General features: G+C 45.5%; 17 protein-coding genes and 2 tRNA genes. 5 read left to right on the top strand and 14 right to left on the bottom strand.

The window, feature by feature from the left end:
* Positions 1-202: 202 nt before the first annotated feature.
* From ACFOEE_RS16325 to ffh, 5 genes are all read right to left on the bottom strand, one after another.
* The gene (locus ACFOEE_RS16325; RefSeq protein WP_377126656.1) at positions 203-1,291 is read right to left on the bottom strand and encodes a DUF4785 domain-containing protein; all 1,089 of its coding nucleotides are present in this window, start codon (positions 1,289-1,291) and stop codon (positions 203-205) included.
* 10 nt (positions 1,292-1,301) lie between these two features.
* A complete protein-coding gene (locus tag ACFOEE_RS16320) occupies positions 1,302-2,159 on the bottom strand; it encodes a hypothetical protein (protein ID WP_377126653.1) in 858 nt (285 codons plus the stop codon).
* 304 nt (positions 2,160-2,463) lie between these two features.
* Entirely contained in the window at positions 2,464-2,841 is a 378-nt protein-coding gene (locus ACFOEE_RS16315) for a hypothetical protein (protein ID WP_377126651.1), read from the bottom strand.
* A 224-nt stretch (positions 2,842-3,065) separates the two neighbouring features.
* Positions 3,066-4,130 carry an ELM1/GtrOC1 family putative glycosyltransferase gene (locus ACFOEE_RS16310; protein ID WP_377126648.1) on the bottom strand — a complete coding sequence of 355 codons (1,065 nt, stop codon included), beginning with the start codon at positions 4,128-4,130 and terminating at the stop codon, positions 3,066-3,068.
* Positions 4,131-4,570: 440 nt separating this feature from the next.
* Positions 4,571-5,944, bottom strand: coding sequence for a signal recognition particle protein (gene ffh / locus ACFOEE_RS16305; protein WP_377126645.1), 1,374 nt, complete (start codon positions 5,942-5,944; stop codon positions 4,571-4,573).
* Positions 5,945-6,110: 166 nt separating this feature from the next.
* Here ffh and ACFOEE_RS16300 point away from each other — a divergent pair, with 166 nt between their 5' ends.
* Together ACFOEE_RS16300 and ACFOEE_RS16295 are read left to right on the top strand one after the other, a co-directional pair.
* The gene (locus ACFOEE_RS16300; protein WP_377126642.1) at positions 6,111-6,917 is read left to right on the top strand and encodes a cytochrome C assembly family protein; all 807 of its coding nucleotides are present in this window, start codon (positions 6,111-6,113) and stop codon (positions 6,915-6,917) included.
* 73 nt (positions 6,918-6,990) lie between these two features.
* Positions 6,991-8,268: an HlyC/CorC family transporter gene (locus ACFOEE_RS16295; RefSeq protein WP_377126639.1), complete on the top strand. Its 1,278-nt coding sequence runs from the start codon at positions 6,991-6,993 to the stop codon at positions 8,266-8,268.
* A gap of 320 nt (positions 8,269-8,588) precedes the next feature.
* Here ACFOEE_RS16295 and ACFOEE_RS16290 read toward each other — a convergent pair whose 3' ends face one another.
* From ACFOEE_RS16290 to ACFOEE_RS16280, 3 genes are all read right to left on the bottom strand, one after another.
* Positions 8,589-9,197: a transglycosylase SLT domain-containing protein gene (locus ACFOEE_RS16290; protein ID WP_377126636.1), complete on the bottom strand. Its 609-nt coding sequence runs from the start codon at positions 9,195-9,197 to the stop codon at positions 8,589-8,591.
* Between the two features lie 125 nt (positions 9,198-9,322).
* A complete protein-coding gene (gshA, locus tag ACFOEE_RS16285; RefSeq protein WP_377126633.1) occupies positions 9,323-10,903 on the bottom strand; it encodes a glutamate--cysteine ligase in 1,581 nt (526 codons plus the stop codon).
* A gap of 75 nt (positions 10,904-10,978) precedes the next feature.
* Entirely contained in the window at positions 10,979-11,929 is a 951-nt protein-coding gene (locus tag ACFOEE_RS16280; RefSeq protein WP_377126630.1) for a zinc-binding dehydrogenase, read from the bottom strand.
* Between the two features lie 72 nt (positions 11,930-12,001).
* On the opposite strand from ACFOEE_RS16280, the gene ACFOEE_RS16275 reads away from it, so the two are divergent.
* Entirely contained in the window at positions 12,002-13,546 is a 1,545-nt protein-coding gene (locus tag ACFOEE_RS16275; protein ID WP_377126627.1) for a methyl-accepting chemotaxis protein, read from the top strand.
* 48 nt (positions 13,547-13,594) lie between these two features.
* On the opposite strand, the gene clpB is transcribed toward ACFOEE_RS16275, so the two are convergent.
* From clpB to rluD, 3 genes are all read right to left on the bottom strand, one after another.
* Complete coding sequence (gene clpB / locus ACFOEE_RS16270; RefSeq protein WP_377126624.1) at positions 13,595-16,168, bottom strand: ATP-dependent chaperone ClpB; 2,574 nt, start codon at positions 16,166-16,168, stop codon at positions 13,595-13,597.
* 89 nt (positions 16,169-16,257) lie between these two features.
* A complete protein-coding gene (pgeF, locus tag ACFOEE_RS16265; protein ID WP_377126621.1) occupies positions 16,258-16,995 on the bottom strand; it encodes a peptidoglycan editing factor PgeF in 738 nt (245 codons plus the stop codon).
* Positions 16,995-17,972: a 23S rRNA pseudouridine(1911/1915/1917) synthase RluD gene (gene rluD / locus ACFOEE_RS16260; RefSeq protein ID WP_377126618.1), complete on the bottom strand. Its 978-nt coding sequence runs from the start codon at positions 17,970-17,972 to the stop codon at positions 16,995-16,997. The genes pgeF and rluD overlap by 1 nt, the downstream gene beginning before the upstream one ends.
* A gap of 125 nt (positions 17,973-18,097) precedes the next feature.
* Here rluD and ACFOEE_RS16255 point away from each other — a divergent pair, with 125 nt between their 5' ends.
* Entirely contained in the window at positions 18,098-18,859 is a 762-nt protein-coding gene (locus ACFOEE_RS16255) for an outer membrane protein assembly factor BamD (protein WP_377126615.1), read from the top strand.
* Positions 18,860-19,017: 158 nt separating this feature from the next.
* Positions 19,018-19,827: a substrate-binding periplasmic protein gene (locus tag ACFOEE_RS16250; protein ID WP_377126612.1), complete on the top strand. Its 810-nt coding sequence runs from the start codon at positions 19,018-19,020 to the stop codon at positions 19,825-19,827.
* Between the two features lie 70 nt (positions 19,828-19,897).
* Here the strand turns inward: ACFOEE_RS16250 and ACFOEE_RS16245 are convergent.
* From ACFOEE_RS16245 to ACFOEE_RS16235, 3 genes are all read right to left on the bottom strand, one after another.
* Positions 19,898-19,987: transfer RNA gene (locus ACFOEE_RS16245), tRNA-Ser, on the bottom strand.
* Positions 19,988-20,088: 101 nt separating this feature from the next.
* On the bottom strand, positions 20,089-21,129 hold the full coding sequence (gene nadA / locus ACFOEE_RS16240) for a quinolinate synthase NadA (protein ID WP_377126609.1): 1,041 nt from the start codon (positions 21,127-21,129) through the stop codon (positions 20,089-20,091).
* Between the two features lie 108 nt (positions 21,130-21,237).
* Positions 21,238-21,313 (bottom strand) — tRNA-Lys (locus ACFOEE_RS16235).
* Positions 21,314-21,338: the final 25 nt, after the last annotated feature.

The following is a 21,338-nucleotide window of genomic DNA, read 5'->3' as shown; positions in this document are numbered from 1 at the left end:
TGAAGAGCTGATTGCAATCAAGTAACTTTACTTAAACTGCGTTTTGCGGGAAATGGCTTAAGTTAACCAAAGCGACGAGCCCGTTCATTCACTATCAATCAAGTAAGCGGCTAGACAAACTTGGCAGCTACCGCAGTGGTGAGAATAGAAGCCAACATGCCGAGGTAAGCCGCAGCCAACCTCGGCATACAGAGAAAACTCTTTACTTTGCGTTTACGACAAATCTTTGTAGCCGAGTTTGATCTTTAAGTTCCAAAATCGACAGCTTAAATGGTCCAGTAGCCCCTTTTGGTAATACAAACTCTAACGGTAAGGTATCTGATTGCGTAAAGTCTTGTGCCGCTTCAGTGGTAGCAAGCGCGGCAAATTTACCCTGGTATAAACCAAATAACGTTGCAGTCACACCATAACGTCCCTCTTCTTTCACCTCTAACTTGACCTTAGCACTAACTCGGCTTGGAGAAGTAACCTCTAGAGTGTGTTTGACAACGTTTGCTGTTTGTTGTTGATTAACAAAGGGCACTCGGATACTACGTTTTACCTGCAAACCATCGACGCTTTGTGTGCTATGTAATTCTAAGTTGTACAAACCTTGGCGCGCCCCAATATATGTTAAAGGTGCATCAAGATGAATTCCATCAGATTGCGTAGAAACCGCCACAGCATCACCATTGGGTGCACGCATCATAGCTTGCAGTTCACTTACGGCGAGTTTTTTACCTGCAAATTCCGCCTGAATTGGCAAACGACCTTGTGCTGCCATCACGTTATTGGCATTTACCGTTAGCTGATATGGTGAATCACTTTCTTTGACATGTAGCAGATAACTGTCGCTGTCCTCAATTAACTGAGTTAAACGCAATGTCGCTTGCTTGCCTTTGAGTTGGTTAGCCTGCACTGCCGCGCTACCCGGAGCAAAGCCATAGCCCGCCATCTCATCACGGTCATAGCTAGTGGTAAGTTTTTGTTCTTGACCATGAGTGTAGAGACGAATTGCGCCCTCTTTTACCGCTGGTGCTCGGTAAAGTTGACCATTTTTTAGCTCAGCTCGTGGCGATAGTAACACCACACTTTTACTGCTCGAAAAAGCCATCTCAACCCCTAAGCGTAACTCTTTACCACTGACCACTTGCCAATATTCACTGCTGCTGAGTGACTGACTTGGAGCCTCGGTAATGGCAGCATGCGCTGATGGATATTGGTAACTAACATAGTTCTCAATTGCTTGGGTTTGCCCCGTAGTTAGCGCCAATACAACTGGCAGAAGCGTAGAAATTATTTTTTTGTTCATGTGATGCTCCTTAAATACGGTCACGGACTAGGCTATCGAGATTAAAGCAAGCTCTGCGACTTTGTTGATGGCTAAGTGGCTCACTACCTTTCGTTTTTTGCTTATCGGTGAACCACACAGTGCCGGCTGCCGATTGTGAACTACAGTTTAAAAAACCATCTGAGCAACTATTCAACCAGTTTTGAGTAAACTCTAATGCCACTTGATTTTGATAGCCCGCACAGTAGCTGTCGCTATCCCAAACTGCAGAGTCCACATCCGACCCCACCACAGCTTCAAACGTTTTACCAAGCCCAGGACGACCTGCCGTACCAAATAACCAATTGGCATTGTAATAAGCCATATCAGCAACTTGCTGTTGTTTTACCGCATCGTTGCCGTAACCCAAAATCCAGCCTAACGCCTGTTCAAATGAATTCCCTGCTATCACGGCGTCCGCCAATGGCGTGCCAGCACTCGATGGTGCCAACGCAATCACGCGCGTAATTTTATTGATGATATTGGGAAAACGCGCATCTGAGGTAGGGTTCGACAATATCCAGCGAACCACATTCCCACCATTAGAATGGGTAATTACTTTTAGGTTGGTAATGCCTTTTTGACTAATAAAGCTGCTCAGCTGCTGTGCTAAACACCCTGCGGCATCGGTATGCCACATATATTGCTCAAAATCGCAATTTACGACCGTGTACAAACTACTGTTGGGGATCCCTTGGCGTACCGAGTCAACAAACTCTTTTGTCCAATAATCATTCAAGGCATCAGTTTGCTTGCCCGTACCATGAACAAACGCCACGCCAGTATTGCAATGGCCCACGGCGCTAAACACGCCTAGTGCGAGCGCTGCACTGTAAATCAATCTCTTCATCTTGTGTTCCTGTTATATTGTTATATCTGGTATGAGGTACGAGGTGTGACCTCGCAATAAACTGTACGTTAGCTAATCAATTTGTCAAATATTGTTAAAATAAATGTAAACAAATAAATCGCGGTCAAAACCACATGACGCGTAACGGAGCAGAAACCTATGACGAAAGAAAAGGCAGCAGAAGCTTGAGAAAACGACCTGAATAGCGAGATGAATAAATAACAACTGATTGTTTAATAAAACAAAAGTAAGCTGGGTGTTTTTACCTCCCAGTTTTAGTACTAGACTGCAACAGCTAAATTTTTTATGAGAATAAAATTGCGCTCACTATGCTAAGGCTAGTGAGTAAAAACACTAACCAAGATAAATGTTTGCCCCTTGAGCCAAAGAGTGCCATGGCAAAATGCAGCAAAAACGTGATAGCTATGACTTGAGCAATCATCTCGACCTTAGCATTCGGCTCGGCCAAAATCAGCAAAATTACCGCAAAACCAAGCCAAGCAACTGAGGTTAAATGCCACGCAAAACGTAGCGTTCGTTTAGTAAAATCATCACTACCAAATAGTTTTGGCAACTCGCGTTTGAATAAGCGCTGCAGAATGTAACGCTCCCCCAAATACGAATGCGCCACTGACACCAAAACCAATAAAAGCGCCGCAAAATACCAAAAACCAGTCATCATAAATATCCTTTTCACTACTTTAAAACGGTAACATGACATAGCCCTAGTACCTAAATCAATAGCAATGCTGTAGTAAAAATTTGTGTAATAACGGACTCAACACTATCTTAGATAAATTCAAATCACAGCTTTCGCAAATGCAAGTCGCGGCAAAACGATGACTAAACATTTTATCCACTATATTAAGCGAGAAATTGTCATGCGTTTTGCCAAAGTACACTAGATTAAATAGCCGCCATAAGATTAGCCGATTGAGTATTCTGTGCTTTTTCAGCTAATTTGCTCTTTACTGCGTGCGCAATAACATCGGAACTATTTTGCTGCGCGTGACTTCCGTATTTTGCAGCAAATTTATCTGCCCTAGTGTGATTATCTAGTATTTGTAGTGAGCCTGAGCTTAGCAGTTGCTCAGCAACCAAAGCGTGCTTATCCTCAACAATTGCAGGCTCATAAAACACGTAAACGGGCTTGTGGCTACTCACGGCTTCACTGCACATTGACATAGAATCCGCCGTCACCACCAATACATCCGCACAGGCTAAAAGGCCTAAATACGGATTGGCTGACTGCGCTATTTTGGGGTCATAAAACTCAAAAGGCACTGACAGTGATGTACACAGCGTGCGTTGCAATTCGGCCGATGTACGAGCTGAGGTAGTAATAAATAAAGCACCACCCAGCTCTTTAACCAATCGACTCACATGGCTTGCCAGTGTTTGCGCTGCGTCAATCGTAAAAACTTTACGTTTATCGCCGATGTCGCCCCCCACTAACAATCCTACCAGAGGCCGATGCTGCGCAATATCCTGAAAATATCCGCCCCATAAAGACTTTTGCTGCAGCAGCATTGCCGCAGAGATACGATTCGGCACCGTGTCGCACAGTAACAAATTCGGCAAACCAGCATTGTCGTGGTAAGGATAGCTCACAATAATATCGGTATTGGCGACATCTTCTTTGCTTGCTTTAATGGGCAACCCTCGCACTGGCGGGCGCAGCGCCACCACCACTGTTTTGCCCTCGGACAGTACTTTAATCAGCTGCATATACGGAATATGAAAACAGGGACCAATTATAACCTCTGGCCACTGTGGCTGGTCTGCGCTAATAAGCCCTGCTGTTACAAGCCTTTGCTTTGCTTCAACCAAAGTACAAAATTCGGTTGGTACTTCAATCTCAGCAAAGTCGCGAGTTATTCGCTCGGCGATACCAATGCGCGCGTTGGTATCGCCATCTCGCGTCGTCTTAGTGATCCAGACGCGCGTCACAGTTCCTGCTGTATAAGCCATAATATCCTTCTGAGCTTATGCTAAATTATCTTATTCTTGGCCACTGCTGATTATGATCTGAGTGACAATCCATAAAGCCACCCAAGTGTACAAACCGGCCAAAGTAAACACAAGGTTAACCAAGTTAAATGTAGTGATAGGCTCACTGTTACCCTCAGCGTTATCCTGTCACAATATTTTCCAAGATGAGCGCGATATAAAGTCGCGTCTTGGATAAAAAATTTTTCTAGGCAAGAGGTTACCTGTCGAAAATTAAACCTAATACCATAAATTAAACAATTTAAAGGCATAGCCCAATTGGATGATAACCATCTGCTGATATAGAAGGTTGGAAGTTGAGAGTTGAAAAAAGACAGGAGCACCGCAAATATTCGCGCTGATTGAAGGTTTTAAAATACGGGCTTAAAACAAAAAACCCGAGCTTAGCTCGGGTCTTCGGTTTAAAACTTAGGGCCGCCTAGCATGCCTGGTGGCAACATGTTTTTCATGTTGCGCATCATCTTCATCATGCCGCCTTTGCCTTTCATCTTTTTCATCATTTTTTGCATTTGCATAAACTGCTTGAGCAATTTGTTGATGTCTTGAACTTGAGTGCCAGAACCCGCTGCGATACGTTTTTTACGAGAGCCTTTAATGATCTCAGGACGGCGACGCTCATTTGGCGTCATTGAACTGATAATAGCTTCCATCTGGTTAAAGGTTTTATCACCCATTTGGCCTTTTACCGCATCAGGTAAGTTATTCATGCCCGGCAACTTTTCTAACATCGACATCATACCGCCCATGTTTTTCATCTGCTTGAGCTGATCAGCAAAGTCTTCCAGTGTGAAGTCGTCACCTTTCATAACCTTAGCTGCCACTTTCGCGGCTTGCTCTTGGTCAACCTTCATTTGTACTTCTTCGATGAGCGACAGAACGTCACCCATGCCTAAAATACGCGACGCCACGCGGTCTGGGTGGAAAGGCTCAAGGGCATCAGTGCGCTCGCCCACACCAATAAACTTAATTGGTTTACCGGTAATATGGCGAATAGACAACGCCGCACCACCACGTGCGTCACCGTCAGTCTTGGTGAGGATCACCCCCGTCAGCGGTAGTGCTTCGTCAAAAGCTTTGGCGGTATTGGCCGCATCTTGACCTGTCATAGAGTCAACGACAAACAGCGTTTCAATTGGCTTGATAGCCGCATGTAGCGCTTTGATCTCGTCCATCATCTCGGCGTCAACGTGCAAACGACCTGCGGTATCGACGATAACGACATCAAAAAACTTACGCTTCGCATGATCAATGGCGCCCTTGGCGATATCAACTGGCTTTTGAGAAATATCACTTGGGAAAAATTCGACACCAACATCATTTGCCAGCGTTTCTAGCTGTTTGATAGCAGCTGGACGATAAACGTCAGCACTCACTACCAACACAGACTTTTTCTTACGCTCTTTTAAGAACTTAGCAAGCTTACCAACACTGGTGGTTTTACCAGCACCTTGTAAACCCGCCATCATTAATACCGCAGGTGGTTGGGCTGCAAGGTTGAGTTCTTCGTTAGCCTCACCCATGGCTTTTTCCAGCTCATCACGCACAATCTTGATGAACACTTGGCCTGGGCTTAAGCTCTTGGTGACTTCAACACCAACGGCACGTTCTTTTACTTGTTTAACAAATTCGCGAACGACGGGTAACGCTACATCCGCTTCCAACAACGCCATCCGCACCTCACGTAGCGTGTCTTTAATGTTGTCCTCGGTTAAGCGGCCTTTACCGCTGATGTTTTTGAGCGTCTTACCTAAACGTTCCTGCAGATTTTCAAACATGCAAAAGTTCCAAAAATTCGATAATGCCAGCGATTATACTGATATGAAGGCGGATAATACAGTCTCAAGGGCAAGCAGAAAGTTTCTTTTTATTAACCCTAGGCTTTTAAGTGCGCATAAAATACAATAACCTGTAAAGGAAACTGTGATTTAGGCACCGTGTAACATGCTGATTTTAAGCCTCTCTATCCTAGCCAGTATTTTTTATGGACTCGCCACTGGGCACGTGTTGTCGCGCTTATTCGACAAGCAAGGGCCAAGTCAAAAGCGTACTATGATCTTAAGCACCCTAGCTATTTTGGCGCATTTGTTGGTGCTGGTGAATTCAGTATTTACTGTCAATGGCCAAGATTTAAGTACCGTCAACGTTGCTATGTTAACTTGCTGGCTTATTGTTGTTTCGGTGACTGCGGTATCGCTTAAGTTTCCAGCGACTCTATTGCTACCTGTTGTTTATGGCTTTGCAGCGCTTTTGATGTTGGGCAGTTTATTTATCCCGCATCATATCCTTATTCATAGTATCGATATCGACCTTGGCTTAGTGATACATATCTCCCTGTCGCTACTTGCCTATTGCGTGCTGATTATCGCGACTTTATATGCAGTGCAATTTTACTTTATCGATAAACGCTTAAAGCGCCGTGACATTGCCATTGTGCAAAGCCATTTACCACCATTAATGCAAGTGGAAAGACAGCTTTACCAGTTATTAACGGTAGGAACTGGGTTATTAACCTTAGCGCTCGCTGCAGGGTTTGCTTTTTTAGAAGGCATGTTTGCTAAAGAATTCCTCCATAAAACCGTGTTGTCGTTAATCGCATGGGCACTTTTCAGCGCCGTTACACTTGGCCATCATCGCCTTGGCTGGCGCGGTAAACCAGTGGTGATCTCAGTGATGGTGGCGTCGGGCATTGTCACAATGGCTTATTTTGGCAGCCGTTTTGTCCAAGAAGTGATTTTATTGAAGTTTTAAAACGCTTTAACTTGACACTGACGACGCTCTCAAGCTTAATATCGGTTCTTTGGTAAAAAAAGGATCTCCTCTTTTGGACGACATATCGACGAGCGCCCTGTTTATTATTCTTGGCGTGTTGATCTTACTATCGGGATATTTTTCCGGTTCAGAAACCGGCATCATGTCAATTAACCGATACCGACTTAAGCATCTGGTAAAAGAAGACCACAAAGCCGCTAAGCGGGTGGATGCACTTCTCAGCCGTCCTGACAGACTCATTGGTCTTATCCTTATTGGTAACAACTTAGTCAACATCGGTGCTTCAGCGATTGCCACCGTTATTGGTATGCGTTTGCTGGGTGACGCCGGTATTGTGGTTGCCACATTTACACTGACACTGGTTATTTTGATTTTCTCTGAAGTAACGCCAAAAACCTTAGCTGCGCTATATCCAGAAAAAGTCGCCTTTCCAAGTTCTATTATTTTAAAAGGCTTGTTAAGACTGCTATTCCCGCTAGTTGTGGTCGTGAGTTGGATCACTAATGGCATGTTACGTTTATTTGGTATTACACCAGAGCAAATCGAGGCACACAGCTTAAGCAAAGAAGAGCTTAAAACGGTAGTGAGTGAATCCAGCGCCTTGTTACCAAGACACCACCAAAATATGCTCACTTCAATTCTCGACCTCGAGCAAATGAAGGTTGAGGATGTGATGGTGCCGCGTAACGAGATCATCGCCATTGACGTGAATGACGACTGGAAAGATATCTCGAAACAGTTAATGCACGCCCAACATACGCGCGTACTGCTTTATCGTGACCAAATTGACGATGCCGTGGGTTTTATCCATGCCCGTGATGCGTTCCGTTTACTGATGATCAATAAAGAGCAGTTTGATAAATCTTCATTACTGCGCGCAGTCCGTGAAATTTACTATATTCCCGAAGGTACACCACTTACGACACAATTGCTGAAGTTCCAGCAAAGTAAAGAGCGTATTGGTATCGTAGTTGATGAATATGGCGATATTCAAGGCCTAGTCACGCTTGAAGATATTTTGGAAGAAGTAGTTGGCGACTTCACCACTACTCAAGCCAAAGCACCAAGTGAAGAGATCATAGTGCAAGAAGATGGCACTGTGTTGGTTGATGGTGGTGTCAACGTGCGCGACCTCAATAAAGAAATGAACTGGGAACTCCCTCTAGATGGCCCAAAAACCTTAAGCGGCTTAATTGTCGAATGCCTTGAGGATATTCCCGATGCCAGCCTCAGCTTACGTATCGCTGGCTACCCAATCGAAGTATTGGAAGTCAAAGAGAATATGATTAAACTCGTGCGCATTCACCCCTTGCAGCGCACAGCCAGTTAATCAAGCCAAGCAGTAAAAATGCGGAATTGAAAAGCGGAATTGAATTCCGCTTTTTGCTTTATGGCGGCGGTGTTGGCACTCTTCGGCAACTCTACATTCCTGATGTAGGCTTACAATGAGTGGGGGTATCGACCTTAAGCGATTCGTTGTTATTACTTTTAATCATTGGGGTCAATAACTGAAGCTGGTTACTTGTTCCAATATAGGGATAGCTGGGAATCGCCTGCCCACAACAGAGGTCTCAGTAAATTTAGAACGAGCGTCAGATTTGGTTTGAGCCCGTTTACCAAATCTGACGATTTAAAGGAATGATGATTTGATTAAAAAAACAACTTATCTAGCCAGCTTTTATTGAGGTCTTTTTCGCACCGTTTTAGCTGAGCACTATAGCGGCTAGCACGATGTTTCACTTTATTCGCAACGCCAATCAGCCATTGTTTGCTCTTGTAACTGCCTCTGCGGTACCCACCCCACCCTTCGTGGTAATTGAGGTATTGCGCGTACGCATCCCATTTAGAAACGCCATTGATTTTATTTGTTTTATATACAAACCAAGCCATAAAATCGATAGCGTCGTCAAAGTCATCACGATCAGCCCCTGAGTTGCCTGTTTCACGCATATAATCACTCCAAGTTGGAGTTTTCGCTTGCGAGTAACCGTAAGCAGAGCTTACTCGGCCAATCGGGATCACCCATAAAAAATAATCCATCGGTGGTGTTGCATCATGTTTAAAGGAGCTTTCCTGATACATCATGCTCATTAACACATGTTTTGGGGAGCCCCACTTATCTTGCGCATCTTTTGCGTCGTCGTACCAGTCGGGCTTTTCTTCAAAAATCTTACAAATATCATCAGGTTGCTGAGGAGGTGCGGTGGCGCAGGCGGTCATTAATGCCAAAATGGGGAGCAGTAGGAAATTTTTTTTCATTTTTTTGCATTCCTCAATGAACTTTCTCTATTGCGGATAGTCATACTTATTGAATGCAGCAGTTTAGCATTGTTTCATCCCTGAAAGTTATTTTGCGCAGCCAATATGGCTGCGCTTTTTTTTGCCTAAGCTTTGGCAAAATACTCCGTAAGGAACTCAGTGAATGACACCGTATCACTGGCTTCAATCTCTTTGGCCTTAGCAAAAGACTGCTGCGCCCATTCCTTAAGACCCTGTTCGTTATACACTTTATAATCATCATTGTGATGCTGTAAAGCATATTGCTCAGCTAAACGCAGTGCCAATGTACCGCTATCACTTTGCTCGGTCACTAATTTCGCCACCAAGCGCCCAGAGTAAGTTAGCTCAGGTTGTGCGACCCACTTTGCCATTGTAGCAATGGTTTCGCCGTAAACTGTGCTGCCATACGCTGCATCAAGCGCCTCAGCAACGATTGTTAAATCAACAAAAATTTGTGTTGCCCAGTCGCGCATTGCCACTGGCTGCCCACCACAGCGAGTAAGCATCAATTGTGGATCACGCCCTTCGTTGACGACTTTTTGCAGGTTCGACTGTGACCATTGCTGCGCATCCCAACTCATTTCTGGGGAAGCTTTTAATAAACAGTAAGTTAAGAACACATCTAAGAAGTAAATCTGTTCAAGGCTAATGCCGGTTGCGGTGAACGGGTTCACATCCAGCGCCCGTACTTCAATATATTCGATACCACCACGAGCTAAAGCCTGCGTAGGCGTTTCGCCTTTTTTGGTGTTACGCTTTGGTCGAATGGGCGAGTAAAACTCGTTTTCAATTTGCAAAATATTGCTGTTAAGTTGTAGAGGTTGCGACGCTCGATAATCTGGAATATCAGCATAGATATCCGACGGGCTACGTATAGCTGTTTGTAATCCCTTCACATAATCGCATAACGAGTTATAAGTCACGCGCAAGCTCGACTGGGCACTATTGGTATAGCCTAAATTACCCAAACGTAATGCGGTGCCTTGCTCAAGGTATAGAGTACCTTTGCCTAAGTGCTTAAATGGTAAATTAGTTTGCCGCCCTTGTAAGAACGAGTGGCAAAGCGCAGGTGATGCACCAAACAAATAGCTTATTAACCAAAGCTCGCGTTTAAAATTACGAATAAGCCCTAAGTAACGCTCAGAAATAAAGCTTTGTAGCTCACCTTGCTGATTATCTAACTGATAAAGCGCTTGCCAGAGCTTGTCAGAAAACGACATGTTGAAATGCACCCCAGCAATGGCCTGCATCATGCTGCCATAGCGGCTTTTCAAACCTTGGCGGTATAAGGTTTTCATGCGGCCAATATTCGAGCTGCCAAATTGTGCCAAGGCGATATCGTCTTGCGATTCAATAAAACAGGGCATGCTCATCGGCCACAACCGCTCACCTTGCATCTGGGCTAAAGTGAACTTTTGTAAATCGCTCAGTTGCGCTAAGGTTTCCTCTGCGTTTTCACTGACTGGGGTAATAAATTCGAGCAAGGACTCGGAATAATCTGTGGTGATATGCGGATGCGTTAATGCATGCCCAGCCCCTTCTGGATGGCCTGTTTGGGCTAGACGTCCGTTATGGTTGATCCTGAGGGCTTCCCGCTCGATACCGCGTTTTATGCCTGCCAATGCACCTTTAAACTGAGGTGCGTTCAGCGCTTGGAGCGCTTCGCTTAGCGTTGTTGTTATCAAAAATTTATCCTCGAGCCTGCAAGCCAGTGGCTTCTCAATGGGGGCAAAGTTAGCCAGAAACAAGTGCCCCGACAATTAGTTTTTAGCGATTAACAGCACCTTACCACTATAGGTAGTGTGTTCCATCCATTCATGAGCCGCAGCCACTTCATCAAGTGGAAATGATTTAGCAACCCGCAACTGTAACTGCTGTGCCTCTACATAGTCATAAATCGCAGCCAATTGTGCTAAGTCAGGTTTAACGACCACACCGACACACTGAATATGCTGTGCTTTGGCTTGCAGTGTGATATCCGCCGCCGAAATCGTCGGTACTGTCACCACTACCGCCCCTTCATTCATGTTTAACACGCAGCGTGCGCCCATTTCGAGACCAATTAAGTCAAGTAGTGCGCCGCCGCGTCGCGTGGCAAAAAAGTAATCATAACTCATCACTTTAAACGCTAAGCGTTGCTGAGTATTGGCAAGCCAAGCGTCATCCAATTTTGTGGTCAATGCAATGACTTCGCGACCTTGCAACACTGCAAGTTGCACCGCAAGGTGACCTACTCCGCCTGTAGCCGCATTAATATACAACGGAAGTTGAGTTGGAATAAGGGCCAGCGCCTGTAATGCCGTTAATCCTGCTAAGCTAAGACCGCCCAAAGCCACATCGCCATTCATGGCAGGCAAACAAATTACTTCGTCGCGCGCGACCGTTAAAAAATCGCTATAGGCACCAGGCTGCTTCGCAAACCCCACCATGCCAAACGCATGCTGGCCAACTAATGCACTGAGCTCATCGCTCGCCGCTATGACTTCACCATAGACATCATAACCCAGCGGCAAAAACGCTTCCGGTGCTTTACTGGCCGCAACAAAGCCTAGCCCTGCGCGGGTTTTTAAATCAATGGGATTAATGCCAGCCGACAGCACTTGTAATCTTAGTTGGCCAGCCGCGAGCGGCGCTAATGGCGAAGAGTGTGAGCAAATTACCGAAGGTCCACCGAAACGGTAGATCCCATAAGTATGCGCTAAACTAGACATAGATAGACTTTATGACAGAACTAGGTATAGGTATAATCTAACACAGTTATTTCAACAACTTTAAGGATTTATATGCGTCGTGGGGCAAATATCATAGATCAGGAAGTCTCCTATCCTAACGATTATGAACTGGTTTCGACCACAGATCTTCGCGGTATCACCACTTACGCCAACGACGCATTCTGTAAAGTGTCTGGCTTTAGTAAAGAAGAGTTGGTGGGTAAAAATCACAATATCGTCCGCCATCCAGATATGCCTAAAGCTGCTTTTAAAGAGTTGTGGGATAAACTTAAGCAAGGCCATTCATGGCGAGGCGTGGTGAAAAACCGCTGTAAAGATGGCCGTTATTATTGGGTCGATGCGTTTGTTACACCTATTTTTGAGCGTGGGCAATTGGTTGGTTATCAATCGGTCCGCGTTAAACCCAGCGATGAACTTAAGCGTCGAGCCGCTAGCGCCTATGAAAAAATTAACGCTGGTAAATCGTTATCTTCATGGCGTGAAAAACGTGTGCTACGCACTAGCTTAAGTGTTGTTTCATTACTCATGTTATTGGCGCTGTCTACTTGGCTCGGCGGTTGGCAATTAGCCTTAATCAATGTCGCGTTGTTAGTTGCGGTCTATGTGTTTAATTATGACGAGCTAATCGACACGCCAGCAAAACTAGCTGAGCAACAACGCCAATTTGATTCAGTATCGCGTTACGTGTATTGCGGTACACACCCCTTTAGTATTGCTGAATATAATATTGCTATGCTCTCGGCCAAACTGCGCACTGTGTTAGGCCGGATTAAAGATGCTACGGGCACATTTAAAGAGATAGCCATCAATTTAGACAAACAAAGTACGCAAACTGAAAAAGGTATCGAAGCACAAAGTCGCCGTTTACAAGAAATGGCCACCGCTATGGCGCAAATGAGCGCCACCATAGGTGAGATATCAGAAAACACCGCGCACACCGCCGATAAAGTCAACTCTACGCAAGATAGCTGCCAAACCATTCGTAAAAGTATGGTAGACAACACCAATATGGTAACAACTTTAGCAGGGCAAGTAGACGAAGCCGCTAAAACCGCCAATACCTTGGCCGCAGAAGCTGACAAAATCGGCCAAGTGATGAGTGAGATTGAAGGGATTGCAGAGCAAACTAACTTACTGGCTCTCAATGCCGCCATTGAAGCCGCTCGGGCCGGTGAACACGGCCGCGGTTTTGCGGTCGTTGCCGATGAAGTGCGCGCGCTTTCCTCTCGTACTCAAAGTGCCACTATGCATATCCACAACTCAGTTAAGGAAATTCAAGATACTCTCTATCGTTGGTCTGAAGTGATGCAAAGTACTAAACAGCGCGCAGATAGCTGTGCGCAAAGCAGTCTTGCTAGCCAACAAAATCTTGAAGCGATTTTCCGTGAGATCAGTGACATTGCCCAAGCGGCGCAAGAGATCTCTGCTGCTGCCGAACAGCAACAAGTGGTGAGCAGTGACATCAACGGTAACATCAATAATATCCGCGATTACAGCGATGCTAACCTAACGCTTTCTTATGGTGTTGCCAAAGACGCGGCGCAATTGGTTGAGTCTGCCGAAAAAATTCGCGGTCTGGTACTTACCTTTAAGTAGTATAAAAAGAACAAGGGCTCGAAGTGTGAGCCCTTGTAACGTTTGCTGTTACTTACTAAAAGCAATTTTATCGTCTACCACTTCAACCTTAATGGTGTCGCCTGGGATAAAATCCCCTGCTAATAAACGTTGCGCAAGCGGGTTTTCAACATATTGTTGTACAGCACGTTTTAACGGCCGTGCCCCAAAGACTGGGTCAAATCCGTTCGCTGCGATTTTATCTAATGCCGCTTCGCTAAGTTCAAAACGATAGCCCTTCTCGTGCAAACGTTTATGCAAACGTTTTAGCTGAATGGCAGCAATTTCTTTGATATGTTCATTAACCAAAGGATGGAACACCACAGTTTCATCAATGCGGTTAATAAACTCTGGGCGGAATTGCGTTGCCAATACCATCATGACCTTTTCTTTCAGTGTGGCGTAGTCATTGTTACCCGCTTGCTCCTGAATAATGTCAGAGCCTAAGTTTGAGGTCATTATGATCACGGTATTTTTAAAATCAACCGTACGACCTTGGCCATCCGTTAAACGCCCGTCATCTAATACCTGCAAAAGGATATTGAAAACATCAGGATGGGCTTTCTCGACTTCATCCAGCAATACTACAGAATACGGACGGCGACGCACCGCTTCGGTGAGGTAGCCTCCTTCTTCATAGCCCACATAGCCAGGGGGGGCACCCACTAAACGTGCTACCGAGTGCTTCTCCATAAACTCCGACATATCAATGCGCACCATGGCATCTTCGGTATCAAACATAAAGTTTGCTAAGGCTTTGGTGAGCTCAGTTTTACCCACCCCAGTTGGGCCTAAAAACAAGAATGAGCCAATCGGTCGATTTGGGTCGGCAAGACCTGCACGTGAACGGCGGATGGCATTCGCAACCGCCACTACGGCTTCGTGCTGGCCAATGACCTTTTTATGCAGCTCATCTTCCATTTGTAGTAGCTTTTCACGCTCGCCTTGCAACATTTTTGCCACTGGAATTCCGGTCCAGCGCGATAAAATCTCTGCAATTTCATCTTCAGTCACTTGGTTGCGCAGCAAGCTCATTTCTTGCATTTCAGCTTGCGATGCAAGGTCAAGTTTACGTTCAAGTTCTGGAATGCGACCGTATTGCAGCTCAGACATGCGCTGTAAATCGCTGGCACGTCTTGCCACATCTAAGTCGAGTCGTGCTTGCTCAAGCTCAGCTTTGATAGTTTGTGTACCTTGCAACGAGGCTTTTTCTGCGGTCCACACTTCATCTAATTCGCGATATTCTGCTTCAAGCTCATTGATCAAAGTTTGCATTTCGTCGCGGCGTTTGCGGCTAGCATCGTCTTTTTCTTTCGCCAGCGCATTATCTTCCAATTTTAACTGGATAATACGGCGTTCTAGCTTATCAAGTGGCTCGGGTTTAGAGTCAATTTGCAACCGAATAGAGGAACCTGCTTCGTCAATCAAATCAATGGCTTTATCTGGCAGCTGACGGTCACTGATATAACGGTGCGATAAATGCGCCGCGGCCACAATCGCAGGGTCGGTAATTTGCACCGAGTGGTGTAACTCATAGCGCTCTTTTAAACCACGTAAAATAGCTATGGTGTCTTCCACAGTCGGTTCACTGACAAACACCTTCTGGAAGCGGCGTTCAAGCGCAGCATCTTTTTCAATATACTGGCGATATTCATCAAGCGTAGTCGCGCCCACACAGTGTAATTCACCGCGCGCCAACGCAGGCTTTAACATATTGCCCGCATCCATCGCGCCATCGGTTTTACCCGCGCCTACCATAGTATGAATTTCATCAATGAAGAGGATCACTTGGCCTTCTTCTTTGGCTAATTCATTGAGTACAGACTTCAAACGCTCTTCAAACTCGCCGCGGTACTTGGCACCCGCCACGAGCGCGCCTAAATCCAACGACAGTACGCGTTTGTTTTTCAGCCCTTCTGGCACTTCACCATTCACGATACGTTGTGCAAGGCCTTCAACAATGGCGGTTTTACCAACGCCCGGCTCACCAATTAACACTGGGTTATTTTTGGTACGGCGCTGTAATACTTGAATAGTACGGCGAATTTCGTCATCACGGCCAATTACCGGATCTAATTTACCTTGGATAGCGCGCTCGGTTAAGTCAACCGTAAACTTCTCTAATGCTTGACGGGTCTCTTCGGCATTGGGGTCATCCACCTTTTGCCCACCACGCAAGGCATTAATGGCTTTATCGATTTTATCTTGCGTAATATTTAAGGCGCGGAAAATATCCCCAAGCGGGCCTTTGTCTTCACACGCAGCAAAGACAAATAGTTCGCTAGAAATATATTTGTCTTTACGTTTTTGGGCGTATTTGTCGCACAGATTAATCAATGAAATTAACTGGTTAGACAGTTGAACATCACCGCCATAGCCTTGCACTTTAAACAATTTCTCAATCGCTTGAGACACTTTAGTGTTCAGCTCGTCTGCACTAATGCCCGCTTGCGCCAGCAGTGCGCGTACACTTGAGCCGGTTTGCTGTAACAGTGCATACATTAGATGTACAGGTTCAATAAACTGGTGGTCGCGACCCAGCGCTAATGATTGAGCGTCCGACAAGGCTTGTTGGAACTTACTGGTAAATCGGTCAATTCTCATGGATGTTACCTACTTAAATACTTATCCTAACCTGTTAATGGGTCTTAGTATGGACAGCTTCAAGTAAGGAGGGCAAAATTTTCTGTGGATTATTTGCGCCAGATCAGGGTTACCATGCGACCGGTACGACCCTCACGACGATAAGAGTAAAATTGACTGGGATTGCTGACTGTACACAGCTCGTCACTATAGATGGCCGAAACGCCTGCGGTTTGGAGTTGTAACTGAGCCAATAGAAAAATATCGGCAAAGTATTTGTTTTCTTGCTCTGGATGCTTTTTGAACGCGCCGTCCATATTTGGGTCAAGCGCACAAAATGCCGCTTTAACTTCAGCGCCAACCTCAAATGCGTCAGGACCAATAGCAGGACCAAGCCAAGCATAAATTTGACTACTTGGCGCACTAAAATGGGCGACAGTTTTAGCTACGATCCCGCCAGCCAAAGGTCGCCAACCACCATGAATAGCGGCAACTTCAGCACCATCGGCACTGCAAAGCAAAATAGGTAAACAATCCGCTGTCATTATCGCGAGCGGTTGACCACGTAACTGGGTATAAAGCGCGTCGGCTTGCTCAACTTGCTGGCGCTGCGACGCTGAACTCACCGCAATAACATCAGAACCATGCACTTGTTCAAGCCAAACAGGCGGATTGGGCAGATATTGCGCTAACAAGTGACGATTAGCCGCAACATGTTGCGGTTCATCACCAACGTGCTCTGCAACATTAAAACTATCGTAGGGCGGCAGCGAATAGCCTCGAAGCAAGCGGGTACTTGAAAGTGCCCCGACTTGGGCTTGAATAGGCCAATTCGCTGCTATTAACATTACAGTGAATAATCCGGGTTAGCTTTGGTGTCTTCACGTAACGCTTCAGTGAGCGCGACCATATCCTCAGGAATAGGTGCTTCCCAACTCATCATTTCACCCGTAATTGGGTGAGCAATACGCAGTCTCACCGCATGTAGCGCTTGACGTTTAAAGTCGCGTAACTGCGCAAATAATTCAGGCGTTGCATTACGCGGCGGACGCGGACGGCCACCATAAAGTTGGTCACCAATTAACGGGTGGTTTAAGTATGCCATGTGCACACGAATTTGGTGAGTACGTCCCGTTTCCAAACGCAAACGCAAACGCGTATGGGCACGGAATTTTTCCGCCACACGGAAATGCGTCACCGCAGGCTTACCCATTTCGTGTACCGCCATGTGGGTGCGCTTGGTCGAATGGCGACCGATGGGCTTTTCAATTTTGCCACCGGCGGTCATAGTACCGTTGCAAATCGCTTCGTATTCACGGGTAAAGTTGTCACGCGCTTGCAGATTTTTCACTAAGTGGGTTTGCGCTTGAATGGTTTTTGCGACCACCATCAAACCTGTGGTGTCTTTATCCAAACGATGCACAATCCCCGCACGCGGCACATTGGCTATCTCTGGGCAATGGTGAAGCAGCGCATTGAGCACCGTACCATTTGGATTACCCGCACCCGGATGCACAACTAGATCCGCAGGCTTGTTGATCACTAGAATATGGTCATCTTCATAAACAATATTTAACGTGATGTGCTGAGCTTCGTATTCGCGTGGTGCTTCAATCTCAGTTTCAATCGCCACCATTTCACCGCCAAGCAGTTTTTCGCGTGGAATGTTTAAAATTACGCCGTCTATGGTTACTTTATCATCAAGGATCCAAGTTTTTATCCGCGAACGCGAATAATCAGGGAACAATTGCGCCAATATTTGGTCTAGACGTTTACCACCTAGCTCAAGCGGAACCTCAGCCTGAAGTGAAATTTGTTCTGACATTCTATAACTTTACCCAATTTACCAGTGCAAGCTGTGCTCGACTGGGTTAGAATCGCTCTTAAACGCATAGTTTACTCGGTTTTACCGACTTGGCCTAGCCGAAGACAACGAAGGTAACAAATAAAATGATAAAGAAATTAGGGAAACGCGCTTTTGCAGTTGTATTCAGCGTATCAGTTTTAGGTTTGGCGGCCTGTTCTTCGGCCCCAGAGCAACAAGACATTGAACGAGTACCGAATAAATCTGCGCAAGCCCTATATGAAGATGCCAAACAAACTTTAGATTCAGGCTTGTATGCCCGCGCCATTGAATTGCTAACCGCGCTCGATTCACGCTTTCCATTTGGGCCTTATTCACGTCAAGTGCAGCTAGATTTGGTCTATGCACATTATCAATCAGGCAATACAGAACAAGCGCTTGCCACTATCGACCGTTTTATTCGTTTAAACCCTAACCACAAAGATCTCGACTACATGTATTACATGCGTGGTTTAGTCAACATCAAAGCCGATAAAAACGCCTTTCAGGAATATTTTGGTGTTGACCGTGCAGACCGCGATGCCAACCGCACTCGGGTTGCATTTCAGGATCTTTCCACGCTGATCAAACGTTTCCCTAACAGTAATTACGTACCGGAAGCGAAAAAGCGTGTGGTATGGTTATTAAACCGTATGGCACGTTATGAACTCAAAGTGGCTGAATATTATTACGAGCGTGAAGCCTACCTTGCTGCCGCTAACCGAGGTAAATATGTAGTTGAGCATTACTCGCAAAGCAGCTACCTACCACAGGCACTTGATATTATGGAAAAAAGCTACGAGAAGTTAGGTTTAAAAGAGCTTGCTGAACAAACCAAACAAGTAAAAGCTGTTAACCAACGTAACTAAAATACGGTGTAGTATTTTTATGACGGGCGCCTAGCGCCCGTTTTTTATCGCCAAAAAACTTGCTTCTGTCGCAATGGCAACAATCACTATCTAACACCCCTAGTAAATCAAAGTACATTGCTTTAGAGTGTCCATGTTATTATTTTGTAACACTAGATATGTCTAAACATTTGTATTTGTTTTTCTTTTCAGCTTTAAGTTTGACTCAACCGCTACAATCTGTGGCGGCTAAACCTGTATTGTCTTGGTGTTTAGATAACTTTAAAGGCTTTCATGAGTTTATAGATGAGTACCATCAAGCTGTTGGACCAAGCGTCAATCTAATGTTGTATCTGAGCGAGCAAATTGGTGTCGACCTTAAGATGTCGCCGCCTACGCCTCCTTCGCGCTGTTTTGAATTATTGCGCAGCGGTGAAGCGGATGTGATGACGAATTTACTTTATAAGCCTGAACGAGCTGAATTTCTCGACTTTATTGTTATGGCGGAGCGATATCCAGAGTCATTGATCATGCTTGCCGATGACCTCCGCGACATTAGCACCGCAAAACAACTGCAAAGCTTGAATATAGCCACAATTCGCGGCCACCGTTATACCGCTCAAATCGAAGCGGTACTTGCCAACAATCCAACTAATGGTGAGCTACATATGCAAAGCTTGGAAAACGCTTTGCTGATGCTACGCAAAAAACGCATAGATGCAATCTTATCGCCCACTGTCGTATCTGCCACCTTACTTGACGCTCAACCTGATAAGAATCAATTCCAACTGGTACAGCTGCCCGCGCAATTTACTGACGCGCAATTGGTTCACATTGGCGTATCTAAACACACCGCCCATCCAGAGCTTGCTAAACGCTTGGCTGAAGCAATAGAACAGGCAAAAGTCAGCGGCGTGTTTAAGCAGCTTTATGACCAAGAAAAAATAGACCAACCGCTTAAGTCATTGCCACCGAAAAACCGTAACTAAGCCGGAATGGATTTAAGATTTGAACTCAGGAAAGCAGCGATAGACGTGCTAAGAGGATAATAGTAGAAAATGGCGGAGAGAGAGGGATTCGAACCCTCGGTAGGGGTTAGCCTACACACGAGTTCCAGTCGTGCGCCTTCAACCGCTCAGCCATCTCTCCGCGGTGCATAAATGCGGGGCTAATACTATGAAAAGCCACGCACTTTAGCAAGCGCTTTTTTGCAATTTGCTTGCGTTTGCCTAGATTCTAGGCAAACCAAATTAACGCTTAATGCTGGCAGAAAAATCCAACATACGATTTAACGAACGTAACGCACCTTCGCGCAAGTTCATATCAACAAACACTTCACGGCCTTGTGGGCTCAGTAGCGCTTCTTCAATCGCTTTTAAGCCGTTCATTGCCATCCACGGGCAATGCGCACAGCTTTTACAGGTTGCACCTTCACCTGCTGTTGGCGCTTCGAAAAACTCTTTCTCAGGGCACAGCTGTTGCATTTTGTAGAAAATGCCACGGTCGGTTGCCACGATGAATTTTTGATTAGGCAAGGTTTGTGCAGCTTTAATCAATTGACTGGTTGAGCCAACTGCATCTGCCAAATCAACGATTTCTGCTGGAGACTCTGGGTGCACTAATACTGCCGCATCAGGATGCAGCGCTTTCATATCTTTGAGGGCTTTGGTTTTAAATTCATCATGTACGATACAAGCACCGTTCCACATGATCATATCTGCGCCAGTTTTCTTTTGAATATAAGCACCTAAATGCTTATCCGGACCCCAAATGATCTTCTCACCCTCAGCATCTAAATGCTCAACAATCTCAAGCGCACAAGACGAGGTCACAATCCAATCTGCGCGGGCTTTAACCGCCGCTGAGGTATTAGCATACACCACGACTTTACGCTCTGGATGTTGGTCACAAAATGCAGAAAACTCATCAATTGGACAACCCACGTCCAACGAACAAGTAGCCTGTAATGTTGGCATTACGATGGTTTTTTCCGGCGTGAGGATTTTGGCCGTTTCACCCATAAAACGTACACCCGCGACGATAATAATATCGGCACTGTGTTTTGCACCAAAACGAGCCATTTCAAGAGAGTCGGCAACACAGCCACCAGTTTCTTCAGCTAAAGCTTGAATTTCTGGATCGGTGTAATAATGCGCAACTAATACCGCATTTTTCTCTTTTAATAACGTTTTAATCCGCGCTTTGTATTCTGCTTTTTCAGTTACAGATAATGGCGCTGGCTTAGGTGGAAAGATGTAATCTTCCGGCATGATATGTTCAGCGAGACTCATAACAAAACCACATTGTCTACATTGCTTGATAGGCGAGAATTATACGCGATGAAAACGCGCAATGACAGATTTGCGAAGGAATAATTAAGAACTAATGAAGCTTAGGAGTGGTGGGTCATGATGGACTCGAACCATCGACCAATGGATTAAAAGTCCACTGCTCTACCAACTGAGCTAATGACCCGCTCTATTTTATCCGGGGTTATAAT

This window comes from Pseudoalteromonas fenneropenaei, from assembly GCF_042643375.1.
In the GTDB taxonomy this organism is placed as follows: Bacteria; Pseudomonadota; Gammaproteobacteria; order Enterobacterales; family Alteromonadaceae; genus Pseudoalteromonas; species Pseudoalteromonas fenneropenaei.
The sequence above is the reverse complement of the archived record's forward strand: the minus strand, read 5'-3'. Positions and strand labels throughout refer to the sequence as shown.

Coding starts and splice junctions, on each gene's coding strand:
- ACFOEE_RS16325 (WP_377126656.1), bottom strand. CDS start 1,291: ATGAACAAAAAAATAATTTCTACGCTTCTGCCAGTTGTATTGGCGCTA.
- ACFOEE_RS16320 (WP_377126653.1), bottom strand. CDS start 2,159: ATGAAGAGATTGATTTACAGTGCAGCGCTCGCACTAGGCGTGTTTAGC.
- ACFOEE_RS16315 (WP_377126651.1), bottom strand. CDS start 2,841: ATGATGACTGGTTTTTGGTATTTTGCGGCGCTTTTATTGGTTTTGGTG.
- ACFOEE_RS16310 (WP_377126648.1), bottom strand. CDS start 4,130: ATGGCTTATACAGCAGGAACTGTGACGCGCGTCTGGATCACTAAGACG.
- ffh (WP_377126645.1), bottom strand. CDS start 5,944: ATGTTTGAAAATCTGCAGGAACGTTTAGGTAAGACGCTCAAAAACATC.
- ACFOEE_RS16300 (WP_377126642.1), top strand. CDS start 6,111: ATGCTGATTTTAAGCCTCTCTATCCTAGCCAGTATTTTTTATGGACTC.
- ACFOEE_RS16290 (WP_377126636.1), bottom strand. CDS start 9,197: ATGAAAAAAAATTTCCTACTGCTCCCCATTTTGGCATTAATGACCGCC.
- ACFOEE_RS16280 (WP_377126630.1), bottom strand. CDS start 11,929: ATGTCTAGTTTAGCGCATACTTATGGGATCTACCGTTTCGGTGGACCT.
- ACFOEE_RS16275 (WP_377126627.1), top strand. CDS start 12,002: ATGCGTCGTGGGGCAAATATCATAGATCAGGAAGTCTCCTATCCTAAC.
- clpB (WP_377126624.1), bottom strand. CDS start 16,168: ATGAGAATTGACCGATTTACCAGTAAGTTCCAACAAGCCTTGTCGGAC.
- pgeF (WP_377126621.1), bottom strand. CDS start 16,995: ATGTTAATAGCAGCGAATTGGCCTATTCAAGCCCAAGTCGGGGCACTT.
- rluD (WP_377126618.1), bottom strand. CDS start 17,972: ATGTCAGAACAAATTTCACTTCAGGCTGAGGTTCCGCTTGAGCTAGGT.
- ACFOEE_RS16255 (WP_377126615.1), top strand. CDS start 18,098: ATGATAAAGAAATTAGGGAAACGCGCTTTTGCAGTTGTATTCAGCGTA.
- ACFOEE_RS16250 (WP_377126612.1), top strand. CDS start 19,018: ATGTCTAAACATTTGTATTTGTTTTTCTTTTCAGCTTTAAGTTTGACT.
- nadA (WP_377126609.1), bottom strand. CDS start 21,129: ATGAGTCTCGCTGAACATATCATGCCGGAAGATTACATCTTTCCACCT.